Consider the following 17880-nt stretch of genomic DNA (forward strand, 5'->3'; position numbering starts at 1 on the left):
ATCAGCCCTTCCCGATCGCAAAGCTCTTGACGTAGGCCTCGGGCTCGGCCGGATCGAAGGTCTTGCCCATGATCGTGTGCGACTTGTAGGTCACGTCGGGCGCCTCGTAGCCGAGATCGTTCATCACCTTCTTGGCGTCGGCAGCCAGGTACACCTGCTCTGCCACGGCGGCGTAGTCGATATCGTTCTCGATATAGCCCCAGCGCTTCATCTGGGTCAGGATCCAGACGCCCATCGAGTGCCAGGGGAAGGGGTCGAAGTCGATCCGGTCGGGCACCTGCTTCACCTCGCCCAAGCCATCGGCATAGGTGCCGGTCAGCACCTGTTCGATCACCGGCACCGGCTGGTTGAGGTAGTTGGTGGGCGCGATGGCGGCGGAAATCTCTTTCCGGTTCTCGGGGTTCGACGCGTATTGCGTCGCGTCGATGATCGACTTGAGCAGCGCGCCATAGGTGTTCGGCAGCTCGGTCGCGAAGGACAGCGGCGCCGCGAAGGCGCAGCAGGGGTGCCCTTCCCAGATGTCCTTGGTCAGCGTGTGGATAAAGCCGATGCCTTCCCAGACCGCGCGCTGGTTGAACGGGTCGGGGCTGAGGTAGCCGTCAAGGTTGCCGGCGCGCAGGTTGGCGACCATTTCCGGCGGCGGAACCACGCGGATCTGGATATCGACATCGGGGTCCAGCCCGAATTCGGCCACGTAGTAGCGCAGCAGGAAGTTGTGCATCGAATATTCGAAGGGCACGCCAAAGGTGAAGCCCTTCCACTGCTTGGGGTCGCGCTTGTCGAGATGTTCGTTCGACAGCACGATGGCCTGGCCGTTGATGTTTTCCACGGCGGGCATGATGTAGGGCGTGGCAACCGACCCCGCGCCCAGCGTCATTGCCAGCGGCATCGGCGTCAGCATGTGGCTTGCGTCGTATTCGCCCGACAGCGACTTGTCGCGCGCCACCGCCCAGCCGGCGGTCTTGATGACCTGCGCGTTCAGGCCATAGCGTTCGTAAAAGCCCATTGGCTGCGCCATGATGATCGGCGTGGCGCAGGTGATCGGCACGAAACCGATGTTGAGGTCGGTCTTTTCCGGCGGCCCGAGTTCGTCGAGGATGGCGGCCTTGGCCTCGTTGATCGGGAAGACCGAGGCCAGCGCCGCGGCCACCGTGCCGCCGCCCAGCATGCCCATGAAGGACCGGCGGCCGATGTCGCTTTGCCCGAAGACGGACCGCACGATGGCGCTTTCCACCGCCCGTTCGAGCATCTGCTCGGAGGACATCTTTTCAGGCGCGACACTCTCCGCATGGTGGGCGTGCCCGGAGGCACAGCTGTCGCAGCCACATTCGGCGCCGTGCCGCAGGTCGGTCTTTTCCGAGAAGGGATTTCCAAGGCTCTTGATCGTCATCGTCGTTCCTTTCGCCACTGATTGGCATCAGGATGGCGCGCAGTCTGACGCGAAAAAAGGCGCGGGGGGATGTTCGCGTAATGGGGTAAAATAAAATTAAAACAGATACTTAAACTCCGTGTGCGGTGAAGTGTTTTTACGAAATATCGTAATTTACGAAATTTCGCTACACGACGCTGCGCTGCGGCGCTAGGCTGGGCACATGAGCGTCATGACCCCCCTGGACGATTCCGTCCTCGCCGCCCTGCCCGAGGCCGCGATCATCCTCGACACCGCCCGCGACCGCATCGTCGCCTGCAACGCGCACGCGGCCCGGATGCTGGGGCTTGGCGGGACGGGGGCGGCGTTTTCCGACTTCCTCGGCGATGACCTGCCGCGCTTCATCGTCTTCGTCGAAGAGGTGGATCATCGGGGTGAGGGCTGGACCCGGTCGGTCACGCTGACCCCGCCCGGGGGCCAGCGGCTGGCCTGCGAGTTGCGCGCGCGCCCGGTGGCGGGGCAGCCCGGTCACCTGCTGCTGATGCTGATCGATCTCGACCAGCTCGACCGCCGCACCCAGCTGACCGAGACGGCGGACCTGCACCGCGCCGGCATCCGCGAATGGAAGCGGGCCGAAGGCTTCTTTGCCGAGCTCGAGCGCCAGAACCAGCTGATCCTGAACGCGGCGGGCGAAGGCATCTACGGCATCAACGCCGACGGCAAGACCACCTTTGTGAACCGCGCGGCGCAGGAAATGCTGGGCTGGACCTCGGACGACCTGCTGGGCCGCGACATCCACGCGATGATCCACCACCACCACCTCAACGGCGACTTCTACCACGCCCATGAATGCCCGATCTACCGGTCCTTCCGGTTCGAGCAGGTGAACCGGATCGACCACGAGGTGTTCTGGCGCAAGGACGGCAAGCCGATCCGCGTCGAATACGTCTCGACCCCGATTTACGACCAGAAGCTGCTGGCCGGGGCCGTGGTGATCTTTCGCGACATCACCGCGCGGCTCGAGGGCGAGCGCAAGCTGCGCGAGGCGCTGGACGAGGTCGCCGCCCTGCGCGACCGGCTGGAGCAGGAGAACGCCTACCTGCAGGAGGCGATCACGACCGAGCGGGCGCATCACGCGATCATCGGCAATTCCTCGGCCATCCGGCAGGTGGTCACGCGGATCGACCTGGTGGCGCCGACCGATGCCACGGTGCTGATCACCGGCGAGGCGGGTACCGGCAAGGGCCTCGTGGCGACCGAGATCCACAAGGCCGGCGGGCGGTCGCGCCGGCCGCTGATCCATTTCAAATGCGGCTCGGTCGCGCCCGAGGACGTGGAGGCCGAGCTTTTCGGCCAGCTGCGCGGCGCCTTTGCCGGGGCGGCGCGCGACAAGCCCGGCAAGCTGGAACTGGCCCATGGCGGCACGCTGTTCCTCGACGATGTCGAGGAACTGCCGATCGAGATCCAGGGCAAGCTGCTGCATGCGCTGCAAAGCCGCGCGGTGACGCGGCTGGGCGACACGCGGGAAAAGCCGCTCGACATCCGGGTGATCGCCGCGACCTCGCTGCCGCCGGACGAGCTGCGCAAGTCGGGCCGGATCCGCGAGGACCTGCACCTTTTCCTCGACGTCTTCCCGATTGCCTGCCTGCCGCTGCGCGAGCGCCCCGAGGACATTCCGCTGCTGGCCGCGCACCTGCTGCGGCTGGCCTGCCGCCGTCTGAACCGGCCCGAACCGGTGCTGACCGAAGGGGTGGTCACGCAGCTGCAATCCTACGGCTGGCCCGGCAACGTGCGCGAGTTGAACAACGTGATGGAACGCGCGGCCATCGTGTCGCAGAACCGCAAGCTGGTGGTCGAGATCGCGGGCGCCGCGCCCGGCCCGGCCCAGGCCGGCGCCGTGCGGACCGAGGCGCAGATGCAGGACCTGGCCCGCGCCAACCTGGTCGCCGCCCTGCGCGAGACCGGGGGCCAGGTGTCGGGCGACGCGGGGGCCGCGCGGCTGCTCGGCATCAAGCCGACGACGCTTTATTCGCGGATGCACAAGCTGAACATCTCGGACGCGGACTGGGCCGCGGCCAAGGGGCCGCGTCCCTGACCCCTTGGCGGGCCCCGGCGCGCACCCCGGGGCTGCCGCCGCCGGGAATGGATTGCCCGCGGCGCCTGTTAGGCGCGCCCGAGCCCGAAGCACGGCATGTCCTCCGGGGCAGCCCTGGTCGACCGGCCCTTGGAATAGCGGGCGATCAGCGCCGCCCGGCCCTGCGGATCGAGGGCCCGGCTGGCGGTCGCGTTCAGCGGTTTGCGGTCCTCATGTCGCCGGGTGAGATCGACCATGCAGGTGTCGCCGGGGCCGCGTCTTGCTTCGGGCCCACGCTTTCCAACCTGGCCGACCTGCACACCACGCTGCACCTCACTGTCCCGGCGCCTTTCGGTCCGAGGAGACGGTGCGCCACGCGTCGCATCATGCGGACATTGCGATGACCCTCGATCCGCTCGATCCGCACGATCCCAGTTCGCAGTGCGTGCTGGCCCGGGCCCGGGCACTGAACGGAGAGTTCGACGTGGCGAAGTCCCATTTCCAGCAGGGCTTCCTGCTCAACCCGACGCCCCTGCACCTGCGGGTGTCCCCGGCGCTGGGCGTTGCCTTTCGCGGCAACCTCGACCGGGCCTGCGCCCTTGCCGAAGACCTCGGTGACCGTGCCGCAGGTCGCGACGGCCTGCCCGTCGAAAAAAGACCAGCGCAGGGCAACAGGGGCATCGCAACCTCCGCACCTCCTTGAGCGTGCAGGTCGTGGGGATCATTCGGGTCATCGAATGCGGGGCGTGGTCGGGCGCCGGGCCCAACCGAGCGGGGCGCTGTGTATCGCGCATGACCCTTGGCCTGCGCCACGGCCCCGGGGCGGATCAGGCGGCGCCGCGGTCCCGGCGCGCGCGGGCCGGGCCGGCCCAGGGGCGCAGGCGCCGGATCGCCACGGCCAGCGCGCCCGCGACCGCGGTGCAGGCGGCGATCTTGGACAGGGGGCCCATGGTGCCCTCTATCAGCGCCGCGTGCGAGACACTGGCCGCGGCGACGACAAGGGCCGCGCCGGTATGGGCCAGCCGCCAGGTCCTTGGGCGCAGGCCAAGCGCCGTCCGGCGGGCCGCCAGGACGGCCGCGGCAACCAGCGCCCCCATCGCCACGACGCCGAACGCCGAGAACGCGGTCGGCGCGGTGAAGGTCAGCGCATCGACCATGTCGGGCGGGCTGGTGATCCACAGCCCGGCGACATGCACCGCGACGGCCAGCAGCAGCGCGACGCCGGTCCAGCGGTGCAGCCTGCGCCCTGTTCTCCCGGCTAGGGCCGGCAGCAGGCCGGCGGCCAGCAGAGGCTGCAGGACCAGCAGCGACAGCCCCGCGATCCCGGCAAAGCTGGCGGCCACGTAGACGGGATCACGGTATTGCAGGTAGGGGCTGCCGGCCGCCGCGACCAGGGGCCAGGCGAGGAGGGCGGCAATCGCGCCCCAGGCCAGGATCGCGCGGGCGCGCGTCACGGTCAGGCCGGTTGCAGCACGAAATCCGCGCTGAGGCTGGTGTCGCGCGCGCTGGCCATGACCGGGCGCAGGAACACCGTCTGGAAGGCGCCGCTGTCATAGGCCAGGTGGCCATGCGGCTGTCCGAAGACGGGCACGATCTGCGGCATCTCGATCCGGAACAGGCCGTCCGCATCCGTCAGGGTGGCGCCATGGCTGTGCGGGTCGCGTTCGCGCCCCTCGGTGGTATGTGCCCAGACCTGGATGCGGATCCCGGACAGCGGGGCGCCATCGCCGGCCCGGCGCACGGTGCCGGACATCACAAAGCCACCGCCGCCGATCCGGTCGACGAGGGGCGCGCCGGGCAGGTAGTTGTTGGCGCCGCCGCGCATCGAAGCCGTCGGGGCGAGGCCCTGCGCCCGGGCAGGCACCGCCAGCCCGGCCCCCGCGGCCAGCAGCGCGGCGGCCCCGGATGCGGCAAATCCACGGCGGGTGATCGGCGGTCGGGTCATGCGGAAGCCTCCCTTGGTGCATTGGCATCTGAACATAGACTAGCGCAGAATCGCGCCGGCGCAGGGGGGGCGGCCCTGCTTGCACGCCCTTGTGATCATGTCGGCGGGCGTCAGAGGTAGGGCGCGATGATCTCGCGCAGGGACAGCCGGGCCTCAAGTCGGCTGCCCAGCAGGAACAGCCCGCCCAGCTTGCGCTGGATGTAGAGCACGTCCATCGGTACCGGCGGCGGGGCGTAGCCGGCGTCGGCCAGCGCCATGCCCTCGGCGTTCAGCTGCCGGACAAGGGTCCGGTCGGCAAAGTCGAACCGGTCGGCGCCGATGGCGTCGAGCACCTGCGCGATCATCCGCAGGATGCGCGGATCGAAGGGGCCGCCGGCGATCAGCCCCAGGTCCCGCGCCGCCGCCTGCACGCCGCCTGCATCACCGGCAAGCCCGGCGCGCAGCAGGTCGCGATAGGCCTGCGTGACGCCCCCGTCGAGGTCCCGCACCGCGCCGAAGTCCAGCAGCACGATCCGCCCGGTATCGGCGTTGTGCAGGTAATTGGCAAAGTTCGGATCGCTCTGCACCACGCCGAAGGCGAAGACCTCGCGCAGGGCGAGGTCCACCAGCGCTGCCATCACCCGGTTGCGCCCGTCCGCGTCCAGCGCCGCCACGCTTTCGATCGGGCGGCCGGCCATGAAGTCCATCGCCAGCACGCTGCGGCCGCTCCAGTCGGCGTGGAACCGGGGCACCGCGAACGTCGCGGAACCGTCCAGCAGCGCGGCAAAGCGCTCCATCTGGGCCCCTTCGCGCAGGTAGTCGGTTTCTTCGTGCAGCTGGCGGCGGGCCTCCTCGAGGTAGAGGGCCAGGTCAAGGCCCTTCGGCACCAGCCCAGACAGGCGCACCAGCGCACCGACATTGGCCACGTCGCTGTCGATGCTTTGCGCGATCCCCGGGTACTGGACCTTGATCGCCAGCGTTCGCCCATCCTTCAGGGTCGCGCGGTGCACCTGGCCGATGCTGGCCGCCGCCACGGGGCGCACGTCGAACTGCCGGAAGGCGCGCTGCCAGTCCGGCCCCCAGGCCCCGGTCAGCGCCTGTTTCAGCTGCGATGGCGGCATCACATGTGCCTGGTCGCGCAGCCGGGCCAGGATCCCCGCCAGCTCGGGCGGCAGCAGTTCGCCGGCGTCCATCGACAGGATCTGGCCGACCTTCATCGCGGCGCCGCGCATGCGCGCAAGTTCGTCGGCGACGCGGCGCAGGTTGCCGGGGGTCATCAGCAGCCGACGCGCCTCGGGTCGCGTGCCGCGCGCCACGTCTCCCAGCGCCTGGAGCGCCATGGTGCCCGCGACGCCCGCGGTCAACCCGCCCAGCCGGGCCAGGCGGGACATCCGGCCGGCGGGAACCTTGAGCGGGCGTGAAGGCCCGGCGCGGTCGTCCATGGCAACAGGCTCCTTGCGTCAGCTCATGCGCAGTCCGGTCCGGCCGTGCATGGCCGGACCGAGATGGGCGTCATGCTTGCCCATGACCGGGACATGGACCGCAGGGCCGCGGCGTCAAGAGCCGGCTGGGGCGCGCCGCCGACGCGGCATTTTCCCGGTTTTGCCGCCAGTGTTTCGCAGTCTCGCCATTGCGGGTTGAAACAGCTGAAACGCCTCCGAACCACGCGCCGGGTCAAACAATGGGACGCGCCCATTTGAAACATCCGGCGATTGCCCTGGGGTCGGTTCCTTCCAGGAAACCCGTGATCGGGCAGACCCGGTTCGGCGATTACCGCGACCTGCCCGGCAGTCTCACATGGCCGATGGATGCCGCGGGACGGGTCAGGCGACAGGCGCAGCACGGCGTAGGTGACGACCGTATCCGCCCGCCCAAGCTGCGCGGCCGGGACGGCACTCGCAGAGAGGCCGCCTCGGGGCGTGAGCACGAGGTCTCGCGCCGCCGTCCCGGCCGGCTGAACGCCAGCCCCGTTACCCGAGGCAGGCGTCCACCTGGCGCCGGATGTCCTGCGCCAGCTCGTCGGCGAAATTGCCGGTGATCGCGGCGATATGCGGGGTCAGGATCGTGTTCGGCAAGGCCGCAAAGCGCGGATCGGGGGCAGGCTCGCCTCGGAAGACATCCAGCGCGGCGCCGGCGATCCGGCCGGTGGAGAGCGCGTCGATCAGCGCCTCTTCGTCCACCACGCTGCCGCGGGCGACGTTGACAAGGAAGCCCTCGGGGCCCAGGGCCGACAGGATGCGGGCGTCGATCAGCCGCTCGGTCTCGGCCCCGCCGGGCAGGGTCAGGACCAGGAAATCGACGCGGGCGGCCAAGGCTTCGAGGTCGGGCTCATAGGGCCAGGGGGCGTCCGGGCGCGGATTGCGGCCGTGGTAGACGGGGCGCAACCCGCAGCCCTCCAGCCGCTCGGCCACCAGCCTCCCGATCCGGCCGAGGCCGACGATGCCGACGCTGCGGCCAGAGACACGGACCCGGCTGCCGAAATGCGCCCCGGCCCAGGTGCCGCTGCGCACATGGGCGTCGGCGCGGACGATGTCGCGGGCCAGTGCGTACAGCAGCGCGACCGCCATGTCCGCCGTGTCCGAGCTGACGAGGTCGCCGGTGTCGTGCAGCGTTACGCCCCGCGCGGCGAGGTCGCCCATGTCGAAGAGATCGCGCCCCGCGCCAGCCGAGACGATGTCCGACAGCCCGGGCATCAGGTCCAGCAACGCGGGCCGCGCGCCGTTCACGGCCGAGGTCACGGCGCAGCGGATCGCGGCGCGGCGGGGGGCGGGCAGGTCAGCGATGCCGTCGGCCTTTATCACGGTGCCAACCTCCGACAGGGCATCGACAACCGAGTCCATCATGTAGCCCAGCAGGGCGATGTCGGGACGTTCAGCCATCGGTGTTCCCGGCCGGATAGGTCTCGAGCAGGGATTGCCGCATGGTCTGCCAGGCGTCGCGCACAAGCTCTTCGGTGACGGCACGGGCGGTCGGCTCGTCCCCGGCGCGGATCGCAGCCAGCATGCGGGTGTTGCCGTCGATCATCGCGTCCAGCATCCGCGGCGCGCGGGCATAGGCGTGGTAGCGATAGCGCAGGGCCGGGCTGTCCAGCTGGCGCAGCAGCTTTTGCAGCACGGAGTTGCCGCAGCGGGCGTGCAGCAGCGCGGTCATGCGCACGTTCGCCTCGAACCCGTCGGTGGGGCGGTTCTCGCGCCGGGCGCGGTCCATGGCGTCAAGCTGCACCTGCAGCTCGGCCGCGATGACGGCATGGTCCGGATGCGCGGCCAGCAGACTGGCGCAGGTCGCCTCGAGCGGGGCGCGGCAGATCGCGATCTCGTCCAGGTTCTCGACCGACATCTCGGTGACGCGGGTGCCAAGGCGCGGACGGCGTTCGACCAGCCCGCGGTTTTCCAGGATCTGGAACGCCTCGCGCAGGGGCGAGCGGGACACGCCGAAACGGGCGCAGATCTCGAGCTCGCGCAGCGCCTCGCCGGGGGCGAAGGCCTCGCGCACGATGGCGGATTCGAGACGGTCCGCCACCTCGAGGCCGATGGGGCGGATGTTCAGCCGGGCGTCCAGTTCCTCCACCAAGGTCAGGCCTTACGCCCGAAGAGCAGGTCCGCGGCGGTCACAAGGACAAGGGTCAGCAGGATGGAAACGGTGGACACGGCGGCGGCCTCGGGTGTGAAATTGAAACGCAGGTAGTCGTAGAGCTGGATCGGCAGCGGGGCCGAGCCCGTGCCCTTGAGGATGAACGATACGCCGAATGTGTCAAAACTGATGATGAATGCAAAGACCGCGCCTGTGGCAAGCCCGGGGGCGATCAGCGGCAGGGTGATGCGCCGGAAGGCGGTGTAGCGCGAGGCGCCCAGCGTCCGCGCCGCCAGCTCGACGGAATCGTCGCGGCCCTGCAGCGACGTTGTGACGTTCAGGAAGACGAAGGGCAGGGTCATCAGCACGTGCCCGGTAAAGAGCGCGATCTTGTGCTCGGTCCCGATGCCGATCTCGTAGAAGAAGAACAGCAGCGCGATGGCGGTCAGGATCTCGGGCAGGATCAGCGGCAGCAGCACGCCGACGCGCACCGTCTCGGCCTCGCGCCCCGCGTGGCGGACAAAGTAGAGCGCGGCCATGGTGCCGATCACCAGCGACACGGCGGTCGAGGCGGCGGCGAGGATCGCCGAATAGGCAATGGCGTCGAGGAAGACGTCGTTCTGCAGGAAGGTCCAGAACCAGCGCAGGCTCAGCCCCTGCGGCGGGAAGGTCAGGAAGTTGCCCGCGTTGAACGACGCCAGCACGACCACGACGATCGGCGCCAGCAGGAAGGCATAGATGCAGACGCGGAACAGCGCGAGCACAGGGGTGGCGATCTGCATGGGTCAGGTCCACTTCATGCGGGTGAGGCGGGCAAAGATCAGCACGATCAGCCCGGCCGAGACGGCCAGCACCAGCGCCATGGCCGAGCCGAAGGGCCATTGGAACTGGTCGATCAGCGCATCGACCACCAGCAGCGTCGTCGTCTTGACCCTCATGCCGCCGACCAGCGCCGGGGTCACGTAGGACGAGATGGCAAGGACGAAGACCAGGATGCAGCCGGCCTGAACGCCCGGCATCGACACCGGGAAGGTCACGCGCCGGAAAATGGTGAAGCGTCGCGCGCCCAGCGACCGGGCCGCCTGCGCGATGGCCGGGTCCATGGATTGCAGCGCCGAGAGCAGCGGCAGCACCATGAACGGCAGGAACACGTGGGCCAGTGCCAGGATCACGCCGAAATTGTTGTACATCAGCGGCAGGGGCCGGTCGATCACGCCGAGGTTCCGAAGCGTCGCGTTGATGACCCCGGAATTGCCCAAGAGGATCGTCCAGCCGTAGCTGCGCACGACGATGCCGATCAACAGAGGCGACAGCACGATCCCGTAGAGCAACCCGCGCCATTTGCGCGAGGCGGTCGCGATATGCAACGCGATCGGGTAGCCGAGCACCAGGCAGATCAGCGTCGTGGCCATGCCCAGCAGGATCGTCTGCGGCAGCGACCAGGCATAGTAGGCCTGCCCGAAGAACTGCGCGTAGCCACCCAGCGAAAAGCCTTCGCCATAGGGCTGGCCGTCCGCGGGGGCGCGGAAGCTCATGATCAGGACGGTGACATAGGGCAGCACGATGAACAAAAAGATCAGCGCTGCCGTCGGGGCGATCAGCAGGTAGGAGCGAAAGCGTTTCACGGCTTGGCCCCGCTTTCGGGCGCCATCGGCCAGAGGCGCGATGCGTCGAAGGTCAGGCCAACCGCGTCCCCTTCGTGCACCGCCTGGGTGGTCGGGCCCAGCACCAGCAACGGACCGCAATCCGTGTCGATGGTATATTCGACGTGGCCGCCGCTGAAATACCGCTTGGCGACGCGGCCGCCCAGCTGGCCAAAGCCGGGATCGGTCAGGCTGATCTGTTCGGGCCGCGCCATCACGCGCAGCGCGCCGTTGGCCCAGGGGGCGGGGGCGGCCAGGTGCAGCGGCGTGCCGCCCGGCAAGGTCAGGTCGAACCCGCCCGCCGCGCGGTCGCGGACCGCCATCACCGGCAGCTCGAGGATGTTGGCATTGCCGACAAAGCGCGCCACACGCTCGGACGCGGGGCGGTCGTAGACCTCTTCAGGTGTGGCGGCCTGGGCGATTTCGCCGTCGAACATCACGACGACCCGGTCGGACATGGTCATCGCCTCGTCCTGGTCGTGGGTCACGTAGATCGTGGTGATGCCGACGCGCTTTTGCAGGTCGCGGATGAAGCCGCGCATCTCGTTGCGCAGCTTGGCGTCGAGGTTGGCGAGCGGTTCGTCCAGCAGCAGGATCGCCGGTTCGATCACCAGCGCGCGCGCCAGCGCCACGCGCTGCTGCTGCCCGCCCGACAGCGCTTTGGGAAAACGGTCCGCGTAGGGGGTCAGCTGCACCATCTCCATCGCTTTCGCCACCCGCTCGGCGATCACGGATTTCGACAGGCGGCGCATCTCGAGCCCGAAGGCGAGGTTCTGCGCCACGGTCATGTGGGGAAAGAGGGCGTAGGACTGGAACACCATGCCGATGTCGCGGTCCTCGGGCAACTTGCGCGAGATGTCCTTGTTGTCGAAACAGATACGGCCGTCGGACACCTCTTCGAACCCGGCGATGCATTTCAGCGTGGTCGACTTGCCGCAACCCGAGGGACCGAGCAGCGACACGAACTCGCCATGGGCGACGTCCAGCGAAATGCCCTTGAGCGCGAGGGTCTTGCCATAGAGTTTCTGGAGCGCTCGCAAAGAGACTTCGGTCATGGGGATCCGGCGATGGTAAGTGGGAAAGGCCCGCCCAGTCTACGAGAGACCGGGCGGGAAGTCAGGGAGGATTGGGGTCAGGCGCCGAAGATCTCGTTCCAGCGGCGCGCGATTTCCTCGGCGTTGTCGTTCATCAGGTCCCAGTCCCATGCGATGAACTGCGACATCGCCTCGCCCGAGACGGGCACGTCCTTGGCCAGCTCGGCCGGGACGGTGACCTTCTTGTTGACTGGCGAGACGAAGAATTCACGCATCAAGAGGTCCTGGCCGACCGGGCTGAGCACGAAGTCGAGATAGGCATAGGCCTCTTCGCGCGACGGCGTGTTGGCGGTGATGTTGAAGGTCTGGTCCCACATCATCAGGCCCTCTTCGGGGATGATGCAATCGACCGGCAGGCCCTGATTGCGCAGGCGCGCGATCTCGCCGAAGTCGAAGGGTGCGACGGCGATCTCGCCGGTCGCCATGGCCGTGCTCATGTTGAAGTCGGTCTGGTAGACGCGGCCCAGTTCCTTGAGCTTGGCAAAGCCGGTGTCGAGGTCGTCGATGCCCGATCCGTAGATCTTGGACGTCAGCATCAGGAACATCTTCCCGGCCGAGTTGACGATGTTGTAAAGGCCCAGCCGCCCGGCCAGCTCGGGGTTGTCCCAGAGGTCGGTCCACTTGGTCGGTGCCTCGGAGACCATGTCGGTGCGGTAGCCGATCCCGATGGGCGAGATGAGGCCAACGGCCGCCCAGCCGTCCGACGCGGCGGTCGCGACGGGGTAGAGGTCGGCGTAGTTCGGCAGCTTGGAAAGGTCGAGTTTCTCGAAGAAGCCTTCTTCGCGCAGCACGGTCGAGTAGATCTCGTTCGTCATGACGCAGCTGTAGGGCGGGTTCTCGGCGCCGGCGGCGCGCATGTTGGTCATGTAGACCCGGCCAAGGCCGATATCCAGCGTCGGGTCGATGCCGGATTGTTCGGTGAAGGCGGGCACGAGGATGTCGCGCCAGAACTTTTCCCACGACCCGCCGTAGGTGGTGATGACCAGGTTGTTGGCCTGCGCGTAGACGGCGGGCGCGTTGACGATGGAGGCCCCGCCAAGCGCGACGAGGGCCTGGAGCATGCGGCGTCGATTGAAGTCTTTCATATGTCTGTTTCCCTGTTGTAGGTGCCGTTATGGGTGCCAGTTCGGTGCCGTTGCCGGCCCCGTCAGGACGCTTCTTTCCGGTAGTCGTAGTTGCGGTTCAGCCGGTCCAGCAGGTAGTCGCCGTAAAGCACCGGCGTCATCCGGGGCGTTTCCCCGGCCTCGAGCATGGCGGGCGGGCATTCGACCAGCGCGCTCATGGACGGATCGTAGAAGAAGGGCTGCGAATAGCGGTCGTTCGGGCTGAGGTTGCGCACCCGGTGCGGGGTCGAGACAAAGCGTCCGTTCGACCATTTGGCCAGGATGTCGCCCACGTTCATCACGAAGGTGCCGTCGATCGGCGGCGCGGGGATCCACTCGCCGTGCTTGTTGCGCACCTCGAGCCCGCCGACATTGTCCTGCTTGAGCAGCGTCACAAAGCCGTAATCGGTATGTGGGGCCGAGCCGAACAGCTTGTCCTCGTCCGGCTGCTCGGGGTAGTGCAGCAGCCGCAGGAACAGGGTCGGGTCCTCGAAGAACTGGTCGAACCAGTCGCGGTCGAGTCCCAGCGCCTCGGCCAGGCCGCCGGCGATGCGGGCGCCCAGCGCCGTCATCTCGGCCATGTAGGCAAGGGCGGTCTCCTCGACTTGAGGCAGGCTCTCGGGGAACTGGTTCGGCCCCTGCAACGGCTTGCCGGCATTGGGCGAGCCTTCGGGCACCTCGTGCATGATCATCAGGCTTTCGGACTGGTTCGGCTTGGTCACCTTGTCGACCGAAGAGGTCACGATGGTCGAGGTCGACATCGGCATGTAGCCGCGGTGGTAGCCATTGATCCTGAGCTTCAGTTTCTCGTCCAGCGGCAGGTCGTGGAAGGCCATGTTCGCCTCGCGCATCCGCTCGACCAGGTCCTCGGGCACGCCGTGGTTGGCCAGGTAGGCAAAGCCCGACACCTCCAGCGCTTCCTTCAATGCGGCGACGGTGGCAGCCCGGGCTTCGTCGCTGGCTCCGGCCGCCAGGCCGGACAGGTCGACGATCGGGATGTTGTCGAATTCGCCTTTCATTCGCGATCTCCTCTATGCATACTGTATACAGTATCCGGCGAGTGACGCATGGGAAGCGGCAACGGCCCCACCTCGTGCAAAAAACCGGGTCAGACGTGACATCCGCATAAAAATGCAGCGCGCAGTCACCATTTCGGTGACACTTGGCCGTGCGACAGGAGAGAAGCCATGCCGAAAACCCCCGTCATCATCGATACCGACCCCGGGCAGGACGATGCCTTTGCGATTCTTTTGGCGCTGGGCGCGCCCGAGCTCGAGGTGCTGGGGCTGACCACGGTGGCGGGCAACATGGGGCTGGCGCAGACGACAGACAATGCGCGCCGCATCGTCGAACTGGCCGGACGTGGCGCCGTGCCGGTTCATGCCGGGTCCGACCGCCCGCTGCTGCGCGCGCCGCGCCCCGTGCCCGAGATCCACGGCGAGACCGGCATCGACGGCTGGGACTGGGCGCTGGCCAAGCAGGGCCCGGCCGAGGGCCACGCGGTCGATTTCATCGTGCGATCGGTCCTGGCCCATCCCGCGCCGGTGACGCTGATCGTGCTGGGGCCGCAGACCAATATCGCGCTCGCCCTGCGGCGCGAGCCGCGCATCGCGGACAACATCGCCCGCATCGTCTTCATGGGCGGCGGCTATTTCGAGGGCGGCAACATGAGCCCGGCGGCCGAGTACAACATCCTTGTCGACCCCGAGGCGGCGCGGATCGTGCTTGGCGCCGGCATCCCGGTGACGGCAGTGCCGCTGGACTGCACCCATGCCGCCCCCGCACCGGTGAACTGGTCGGCCGAGCTCGAGGCGGAAGGCACCGAGGTCATGCGGGCCTGCGGCGGCATGATGCGGTTCTTCGAGCGCTACGGTAACGCCAAGTACGGCACGCAGTCGCGCCCCCTGCACGATGCGGTGGCGGTCGGCGCGCTCTTGTGGCCCGAGCTGTTCACCGGGCGGCTCTGCCCCGTCGACGTGGAATGCGCGGGTGAGCTGACGACGGGCATGACGGTAGTGGACTGGCTGCGCCAGACCGGGAAGCCGGACAACTGCCTCTGGCTGAACGGCTGCCATGACCCGGCCGAGCTTTACCGGCGGATGAAGACGGCCCTGATGCAGTTGCCGGGACGCGGGCGCGACTGACGCGGCGCAGCGCGGGCGGGATCAGGCGGCGGCGCCCTCCTGCGCCTCGATCATGACCGAGGCGAGCACGCCATAGGTCTCGACCCAGGCCTCCCGCGTCTCGGGCGTGAAATCGTCGCCCAGACCCTTGCCGAGGGTAAAGATCAGCGCCGCGCCCACGTGATCGTAATGCTCGGACGTCACGGCGTAACCGGCGTGACGCCGGCCAAGGTCCTGCACGGCAGGCAGGATCTCGTCCAGCTTCGTCAACCCGTTCACCGCGACGGCGAGCATCTGCATCAGCTTCTTCTTCTGGTCGGTCATATCCTCGGGAAAAAGCGGCCGGACCTGCGGCGCGATCTCGAACAGCCTGTCATAGAAGATGTCGGCCGCCGGGCCGGCAATCGGCATAACTTGCCGGAAGCTGCATTATACCAGCGCGATCTTTTCGGGGGTCATGTCTGTCGGTCCTCCTGCGTGCGTGATCTACCATAGCACGTCCAGGCCGCCGGCGGCGGCCCGATTGCTGCAGCGTCGAACGTCGGGCAGATGCGGCCCCCCGCGTCAGCCCGCCACGCAATCGGCGAAGTACAGCCGTTCGCCGTTCGGACCGGTCTCTTGCACCAGCCCGTGGATGTCCGTCTCGAACCCCGGGCATTCGCGCGCGAACTCGCGGTTGAAGCGCAGGTAATCCACGATCTTGGCGTTGAAGACCTCGCCCGGGATCAGCAGCGGGATGCCCGGCGGGTAGGGGGTCACCAGCGAGGTGGTGATCCGCCCCTCGAGATCGTCGATGGCCACCCGTTCGGTCTTGCGCCGCGCGATATGGGCATAGGCGTCCGAGGGCGTCATGGCCGGGTGGTGGTCGCTCAGGTAGATCTCGGTCGACAGGCGGGCCACGTCGTACTTGGCATACATCGCGTGGACATGCTGGCAGAGGTCGCGCAGCCCCATGCGTTCATAGCGCGGCTGGGCCTGGCAGAACTCGGGCATGACGCGCCACAGCGGGTTGTTGCGGTCGTAATCGTCCTTGAACTGCTGCAGCGCGGCCAGCAGCGTGTTCCACCGGCCCTTGGTGATGCCGATGGTGAACATGATGAAGAACGAATAAAGCCCGGTCTTCTCGACCACCACGCCATGTTCGGTGAGGTACTTGGACACGATCGACGCGGGGATGCCCGTCTCGCCGAACATGCCCTCGATATCCAGGCCCGGCGTGATGATCGTCGCCTTGATCGGGTCCAGCATGTTGAAATCGCGCGCCATGTCGCCAAAGCCGTGCCAGCTGTCCTTGCCGCCCGGCTCTACGCCTTCGCTGTCGGTGCGCTTGAGCTGCCAGTCCTTGGCGCGGCCCATGCCATCCTCGTTCTCGTCGAAATCGTCCGGCCCCCAGACCTTGAACCACCACTCGTTGCCGTATTCCTTGCCGACCTTCTTCATGGCGCGGCGGAATTCGAGGCTTTCGACGATGGATTCCTCGACCAGCGCGGTGCCGCCCGGCGGCTCCATCATCGCCGCGGCCACGTCGCAGGAGGCGATGATCGAGTATTGCGGCGAGGTCGAGGTGTGCATCAGGTACGCCTCGTTGAAGAGGTGCCGGTCAAGCTTCGTCTCCTTGGCGTCCTTGACCAGAACGTGGCTGGCCTGGGAGATCCCGGCCAGCAGCTTGTGCACGGATTGCGTCACGTAAGTGACGGATTTCTCGGACCGTTCCCGCTTGTGACCGATGGCGTGGTAGGTGCCGTAGAACGGGTGGAACGCGGCATGGGGCAACCAGGCCTCGTCGAAATGCAGGTTCTCGATCCAGCCGTCCAGCGCGCCCTTGATCGCCTCGGTGTTGTAAAGCACCCCGTCATAGGTCGATTGGGTCACGGTCATGATGCGCGGCTGCACGGTGTCGGGGTCCACCCCCTCCAGCAGCGGGTTCTCGCGGATCTTGGCCTTGATCGCCTCGGGTTCGAACTCGGACCGCTGGATCGGGCCGATGATGCCCCAATGGTTGCGCGTGGGCTTGAGGAACACCGGGATCGCGCCGCACATGATGATCGAATGCAGGATCGACTTGTGGCAATTGCGGTCCACCACGACCACGTCACCGGGGGCGACAGTGTGGTGCCAGACCATCTTGTTCGAGGTGCTGGTGCCGTTGGTCACGAAAAAGCAGTGGTCGGCGTTGAAGATCCGCGCCGCGTTCTTTTCGGACTCGCCGATGGCGCCATTGTGGTCCAAGAGCTGCCCCAGTTCCTCGACCGCGTTGCAGACATCGGCGCGCAGCATGTTCTCGCCGTAGAACTGGTGGTACATCTGCCCCACCGGGCTCTTGAGAAACGCGACACCCCCCGAATGGCCGGGGCAGTGCCACGAGTACGAGCCATCCTCGGCGTAATCCAGCAGCGCCTTGAAGAAGGGCGGCTGGATGTATTCGATATAGGCCTTGGCCTCGCGGATGACGTGCTTGGCGATGAATTCCGGCGTATCCTCGAACATGTGGATGAAGCCGTGCAGCTCGCGCAGGATGTCGTTGGGCAGGTGGCGCGAGGTCTTGGTCTCGCCATGCAGGAAGATCGGCACATCGGCGTTCTTCCAGCGCACTTCCTCGATGAAGGCGCGCAGTTGCACCACGGCCGGGTCGAGGTCGGGGCCGGGGCTGAACTCCTCGTCGTCGATCGACAGCACGAAGGCGCTGGCGCGGCTTTGCTGCTGGGCGAATTGCGACAGGTCGCCGTAGCTGGTCACGCCCAGCACTTCGAACCCCTCGGCCTCGATGGCCTGGGCCAGGGCGCGGATGCCGAGGCCCGAGGTGTTCTCGGACCGGAAATCCTCGTCGATGATGACGATCGGAAAGCGAAATTTCATTGGCCTGTTCCCTTGGTTCAGCGCACGAGGTCCCCCCGTTGTCGAAGCACGGGGGCGCAAGGTCAAGGGGCCGCATGGGCCCGCGGTGAACACTTTGCCGATGGGGCGGTGGGGCGCCGGTTGC

General features: G+C 67.5%; 17 protein-coding genes. 3 read left to right on the forward strand and 14 right to left on the reverse strand.

The features are described from left to right. Position 1 precedes the first annotated feature (1 nt). A complete protein-coding gene (locus MF270_RS18220) occupies positions 2-1390 on the reverse strand; it encodes a CmpA/NrtA family ABC transporter substrate-binding protein (protein ID WP_238367206.1) in 1389 nt (462 codons plus the stop codon). A 202-nt stretch (positions 1391-1592) separates the two neighbouring features. Here MF270_RS18220 and MF270_RS18225 point away from each other — a divergent pair, with 202 nt between their 5' ends. Then, a complete protein-coding gene (locus tag MF270_RS18225) occupies positions 1593-3464 on the forward strand; it encodes a sigma 54-interacting transcriptional regulator (RefSeq protein WP_238367207.1) in 1872 nt (623 codons plus the stop codon). 68 nt (positions 3465-3532) lie between these two features. On the opposite strand, the gene MF270_RS18230 is transcribed toward MF270_RS18225, so the two are convergent. Beyond that, positions 3533-3700 carry a hypothetical protein gene (locus tag MF270_RS18230; RefSeq protein ID WP_238367208.1) on the reverse strand — a complete coding sequence of 56 codons (168 nt, stop codon included), beginning with the start codon at positions 3698-3700 and terminating at the stop codon, positions 3533-3535. Positions 3701-3843: 143 nt separating this feature from the next. Here MF270_RS18230 and MF270_RS18235 point away from each other — a divergent pair, with 143 nt between their 5' ends. Beyond that, positions 3844-4146 carry a hypothetical protein gene (locus MF270_RS18235; RefSeq protein WP_238367209.1) on the forward strand — a complete coding sequence of 101 codons (303 nt, stop codon included), beginning with the start codon at positions 3844-3846 and terminating at the stop codon, positions 4144-4146. Positions 4147-4270: 124 nt separating this feature from the next. On the opposite strand, the gene MF270_RS18240 is transcribed toward MF270_RS18235, so the two are convergent. The 10 genes from MF270_RS18240 to MF270_RS18285 all read right to left on the reverse strand — a co-directional run bounded on the left by MF270_RS18240 (position 4271) and on the right by MF270_RS18285 (position 13796). Continuing rightward, positions 4271-4897: a ferric reductase-like transmembrane domain-containing protein gene (locus tag MF270_RS18240; protein WP_238367210.1), complete on the reverse strand. Its 627-nt coding sequence runs from the start codon at positions 4895-4897 to the stop codon at positions 4271-4273. Between the two features lie 2 nt (positions 4898-4899). Further along, entirely contained in the window at positions 4900-5388 is a 489-nt protein-coding gene (locus MF270_RS18245) for a peptidase associated/transthyretin-like domain-containing protein (protein WP_238367211.1), read from the reverse strand. Between the two features lie 110 nt (positions 5389-5498). Next, positions 5499-6809: an ABC1 kinase family protein gene (locus MF270_RS18250; protein ID WP_238367212.1), complete on the reverse strand. Its 1311-nt coding sequence runs from the start codon at positions 6807-6809 to the stop codon at positions 5499-5501. A gap of 528 nt (positions 6810-7337) precedes the next feature. Beyond that, on the reverse strand, positions 7338-8246 hold the full coding sequence (locus MF270_RS18255) for an NAD(P)-dependent oxidoreductase (RefSeq protein ID WP_238367213.1): 909 nt from the start codon (positions 8244-8246) through the stop codon (positions 7338-7340). Continuing rightward, positions 8239-8934 carry a GntR family transcriptional regulator gene (locus MF270_RS18260; protein ID WP_238367214.1) on the reverse strand — a complete coding sequence of 232 codons (696 nt, stop codon included), beginning with the start codon at positions 8932-8934 and terminating at the stop codon, positions 8239-8241. The genes MF270_RS18255 and MF270_RS18260 overlap by 8 nt, the downstream gene beginning before the upstream one ends. A gap of 5 nt (positions 8935-8939) precedes the next feature. Then, positions 8940-9719: an ABC transporter permease gene (locus tag MF270_RS18265; RefSeq protein ID WP_238367215.1), complete on the reverse strand. Its 780-nt coding sequence runs from the start codon at positions 9717-9719 to the stop codon at positions 8940-8942. A 3-nt stretch (positions 9720-9722) separates the two neighbouring features. Continuing rightward, complete coding sequence (locus MF270_RS18270; protein WP_238367216.1) at positions 9723-10562, reverse strand: ABC transporter permease; 840 nt, start codon at positions 10560-10562, stop codon at positions 9723-9725. Then, entirely contained in the window at positions 10559-11635 is a 1077-nt protein-coding gene (locus tag MF270_RS18275) for an ABC transporter ATP-binding protein (protein WP_238367217.1), read from the reverse strand. The genes MF270_RS18270 and MF270_RS18275 overlap by 4 nt, the downstream gene beginning before the upstream one ends. Positions 11636-11712: 77 nt before the next feature. Next, positions 11713-12735, reverse strand: a complete 1023-nt coding sequence (locus MF270_RS18280; protein WP_238367218.1) for an ABC transporter substrate-binding protein — start codon at positions 12733-12735, stop codon at positions 11713-11715. An 86-nt stretch (positions 12736-12821) separates the two neighbouring features. After that, positions 12822-13796 (reverse strand): isopenicillin N synthase family dioxygenase, encoded by a 975-nt coding sequence (locus MF270_RS18285; RefSeq protein WP_238367219.1) that lies wholly within the window; start codon positions 13794-13796, stop codon positions 12822-12824. 168 nt (positions 13797-13964) lie between these two features. On the opposite strand from MF270_RS18285, the gene MF270_RS18290 reads away from it, so the two are divergent. Next, positions 13965-14921, forward strand: coding sequence for a nucleoside hydrolase (locus MF270_RS18290; protein ID WP_238367220.1), 957 nt, complete (start codon positions 13965-13967; stop codon positions 14919-14921). A 21-nt stretch (positions 14922-14942) separates the two neighbouring features. Here MF270_RS18290 and MF270_RS18295 read toward each other — a convergent pair whose 3' ends face one another. Then, a complete protein-coding gene (locus MF270_RS18295) occupies positions 14943-15311 on the reverse strand; it encodes a globin family protein (protein WP_238367221.1) in 369 nt (122 codons plus the stop codon). Positions 15312-15464: 153 nt separating this feature from the next. After that, positions 15465-17756: an arginine/lysine/ornithine decarboxylase gene (locus MF270_RS18300; RefSeq protein WP_238367222.1), complete on the reverse strand. Its 2292-nt coding sequence runs from the start codon at positions 17754-17756 to the stop codon at positions 15465-15467. Positions 17757-17880 lie beyond the last annotated feature (124 nt).

The sequence above is a fragment of the Mesobacterium pallidum genome (assembly GCF_019966535.1).
Taxonomy (GTDB): domain Bacteria; phylum Pseudomonadota; class Alphaproteobacteria; order Rhodobacterales; family Rhodobacteraceae; genus Mesobacterium; species Mesobacterium pallidum.

What these genes read in the sequence shown, in the direction of transcription:
- MF270_RS18225 (WP_238367207.1), top strand. Translation starts at nt 1,593, where the DNA reads ATGAGCGTCATGACCCCCCTGGACGATTCCGTCCTCGCCGCCCTGCCC.
- MF270_RS18230 (WP_238367208.1), bottom strand. Translation starts at nt 3,700, where the DNA reads ATGGTCGATCTCACCCGGCGACATGAGGACCGCAAACCGCTGAACGCG.
- MF270_RS18290 (WP_238367220.1), top strand. Translation starts at nt 13,965, where the DNA reads ATGCCGAAAACCCCCGTCATCATCGATACCGACCCCGGGCAGGACGAT.
- MF270_RS18275 (WP_238367217.1), bottom strand. Translation starts at nt 11,635, where the DNA reads ATGACCGAAGTCTCTTTGCGAGCGCTCCAGAAACTCTATGGCAAGACC.
- MF270_RS18245 (WP_238367211.1), bottom strand. Translation starts at nt 5,388, where the DNA reads ATGACCCGACCGCCGATCACCCGCCGTGGATTTGCCGCATCCGGGGCC.
- MF270_RS18250 (WP_238367212.1), bottom strand. Translation starts at nt 6,809, where the DNA reads ATGGACGACCGCGCCGGGCCTTCACGCCCGCTCAAGGTTCCCGCCGGC.
- MF270_RS18300 (WP_238367222.1), bottom strand. Translation starts at nt 17,756, where the DNA reads ATGAAATTTCGCTTTCCGATCGTCATCATCGACGAGGATTTCCGGTCC.
- MF270_RS18235 (WP_238367209.1), top strand. Translation starts at nt 3,844, where the DNA reads ATGACCCTCGATCCGCTCGATCCGCACGATCCCAGTTCGCAGTGCGTG.
- MF270_RS18265 (WP_238367215.1), bottom strand. Translation starts at nt 9,719, where the DNA reads ATGCAGATCGCCACCCCTGTGCTCGCGCTGTTCCGCGTCTGCATCTAT.
- MF270_RS18285 (WP_238367219.1), bottom strand. Translation starts at nt 13,796, where the DNA reads ATGAAAGGCGAATTCGACAACATCCCGATCGTCGACCTGTCCGGCCTG.
- MF270_RS18255 (WP_238367213.1), bottom strand. Translation starts at nt 8,246, where the DNA reads ATGGCTGAACGTCCCGACATCGCCCTGCTGGGCTACATGATGGACTCG.
- MF270_RS18220 (WP_238367206.1), bottom strand. Translation starts at nt 1,390, where the DNA reads ATGACGATCAAGAGCCTTGGAAATCCCTTCTCGGAAAAGACCGACCTG.
- MF270_RS18295 (WP_238367221.1), bottom strand. Translation starts at nt 15,311, where the DNA reads ATGCCGATTGCCGGCCCGGCGGCCGACATCTTCTATGACAGGCTGTTC.
- MF270_RS18280 (WP_238367218.1), bottom strand. Translation starts at nt 12,735, where the DNA reads ATGCTCCAGGCCCTCGTCGCGCTTGGCGGGGCCTCCATCGTCAACGCG.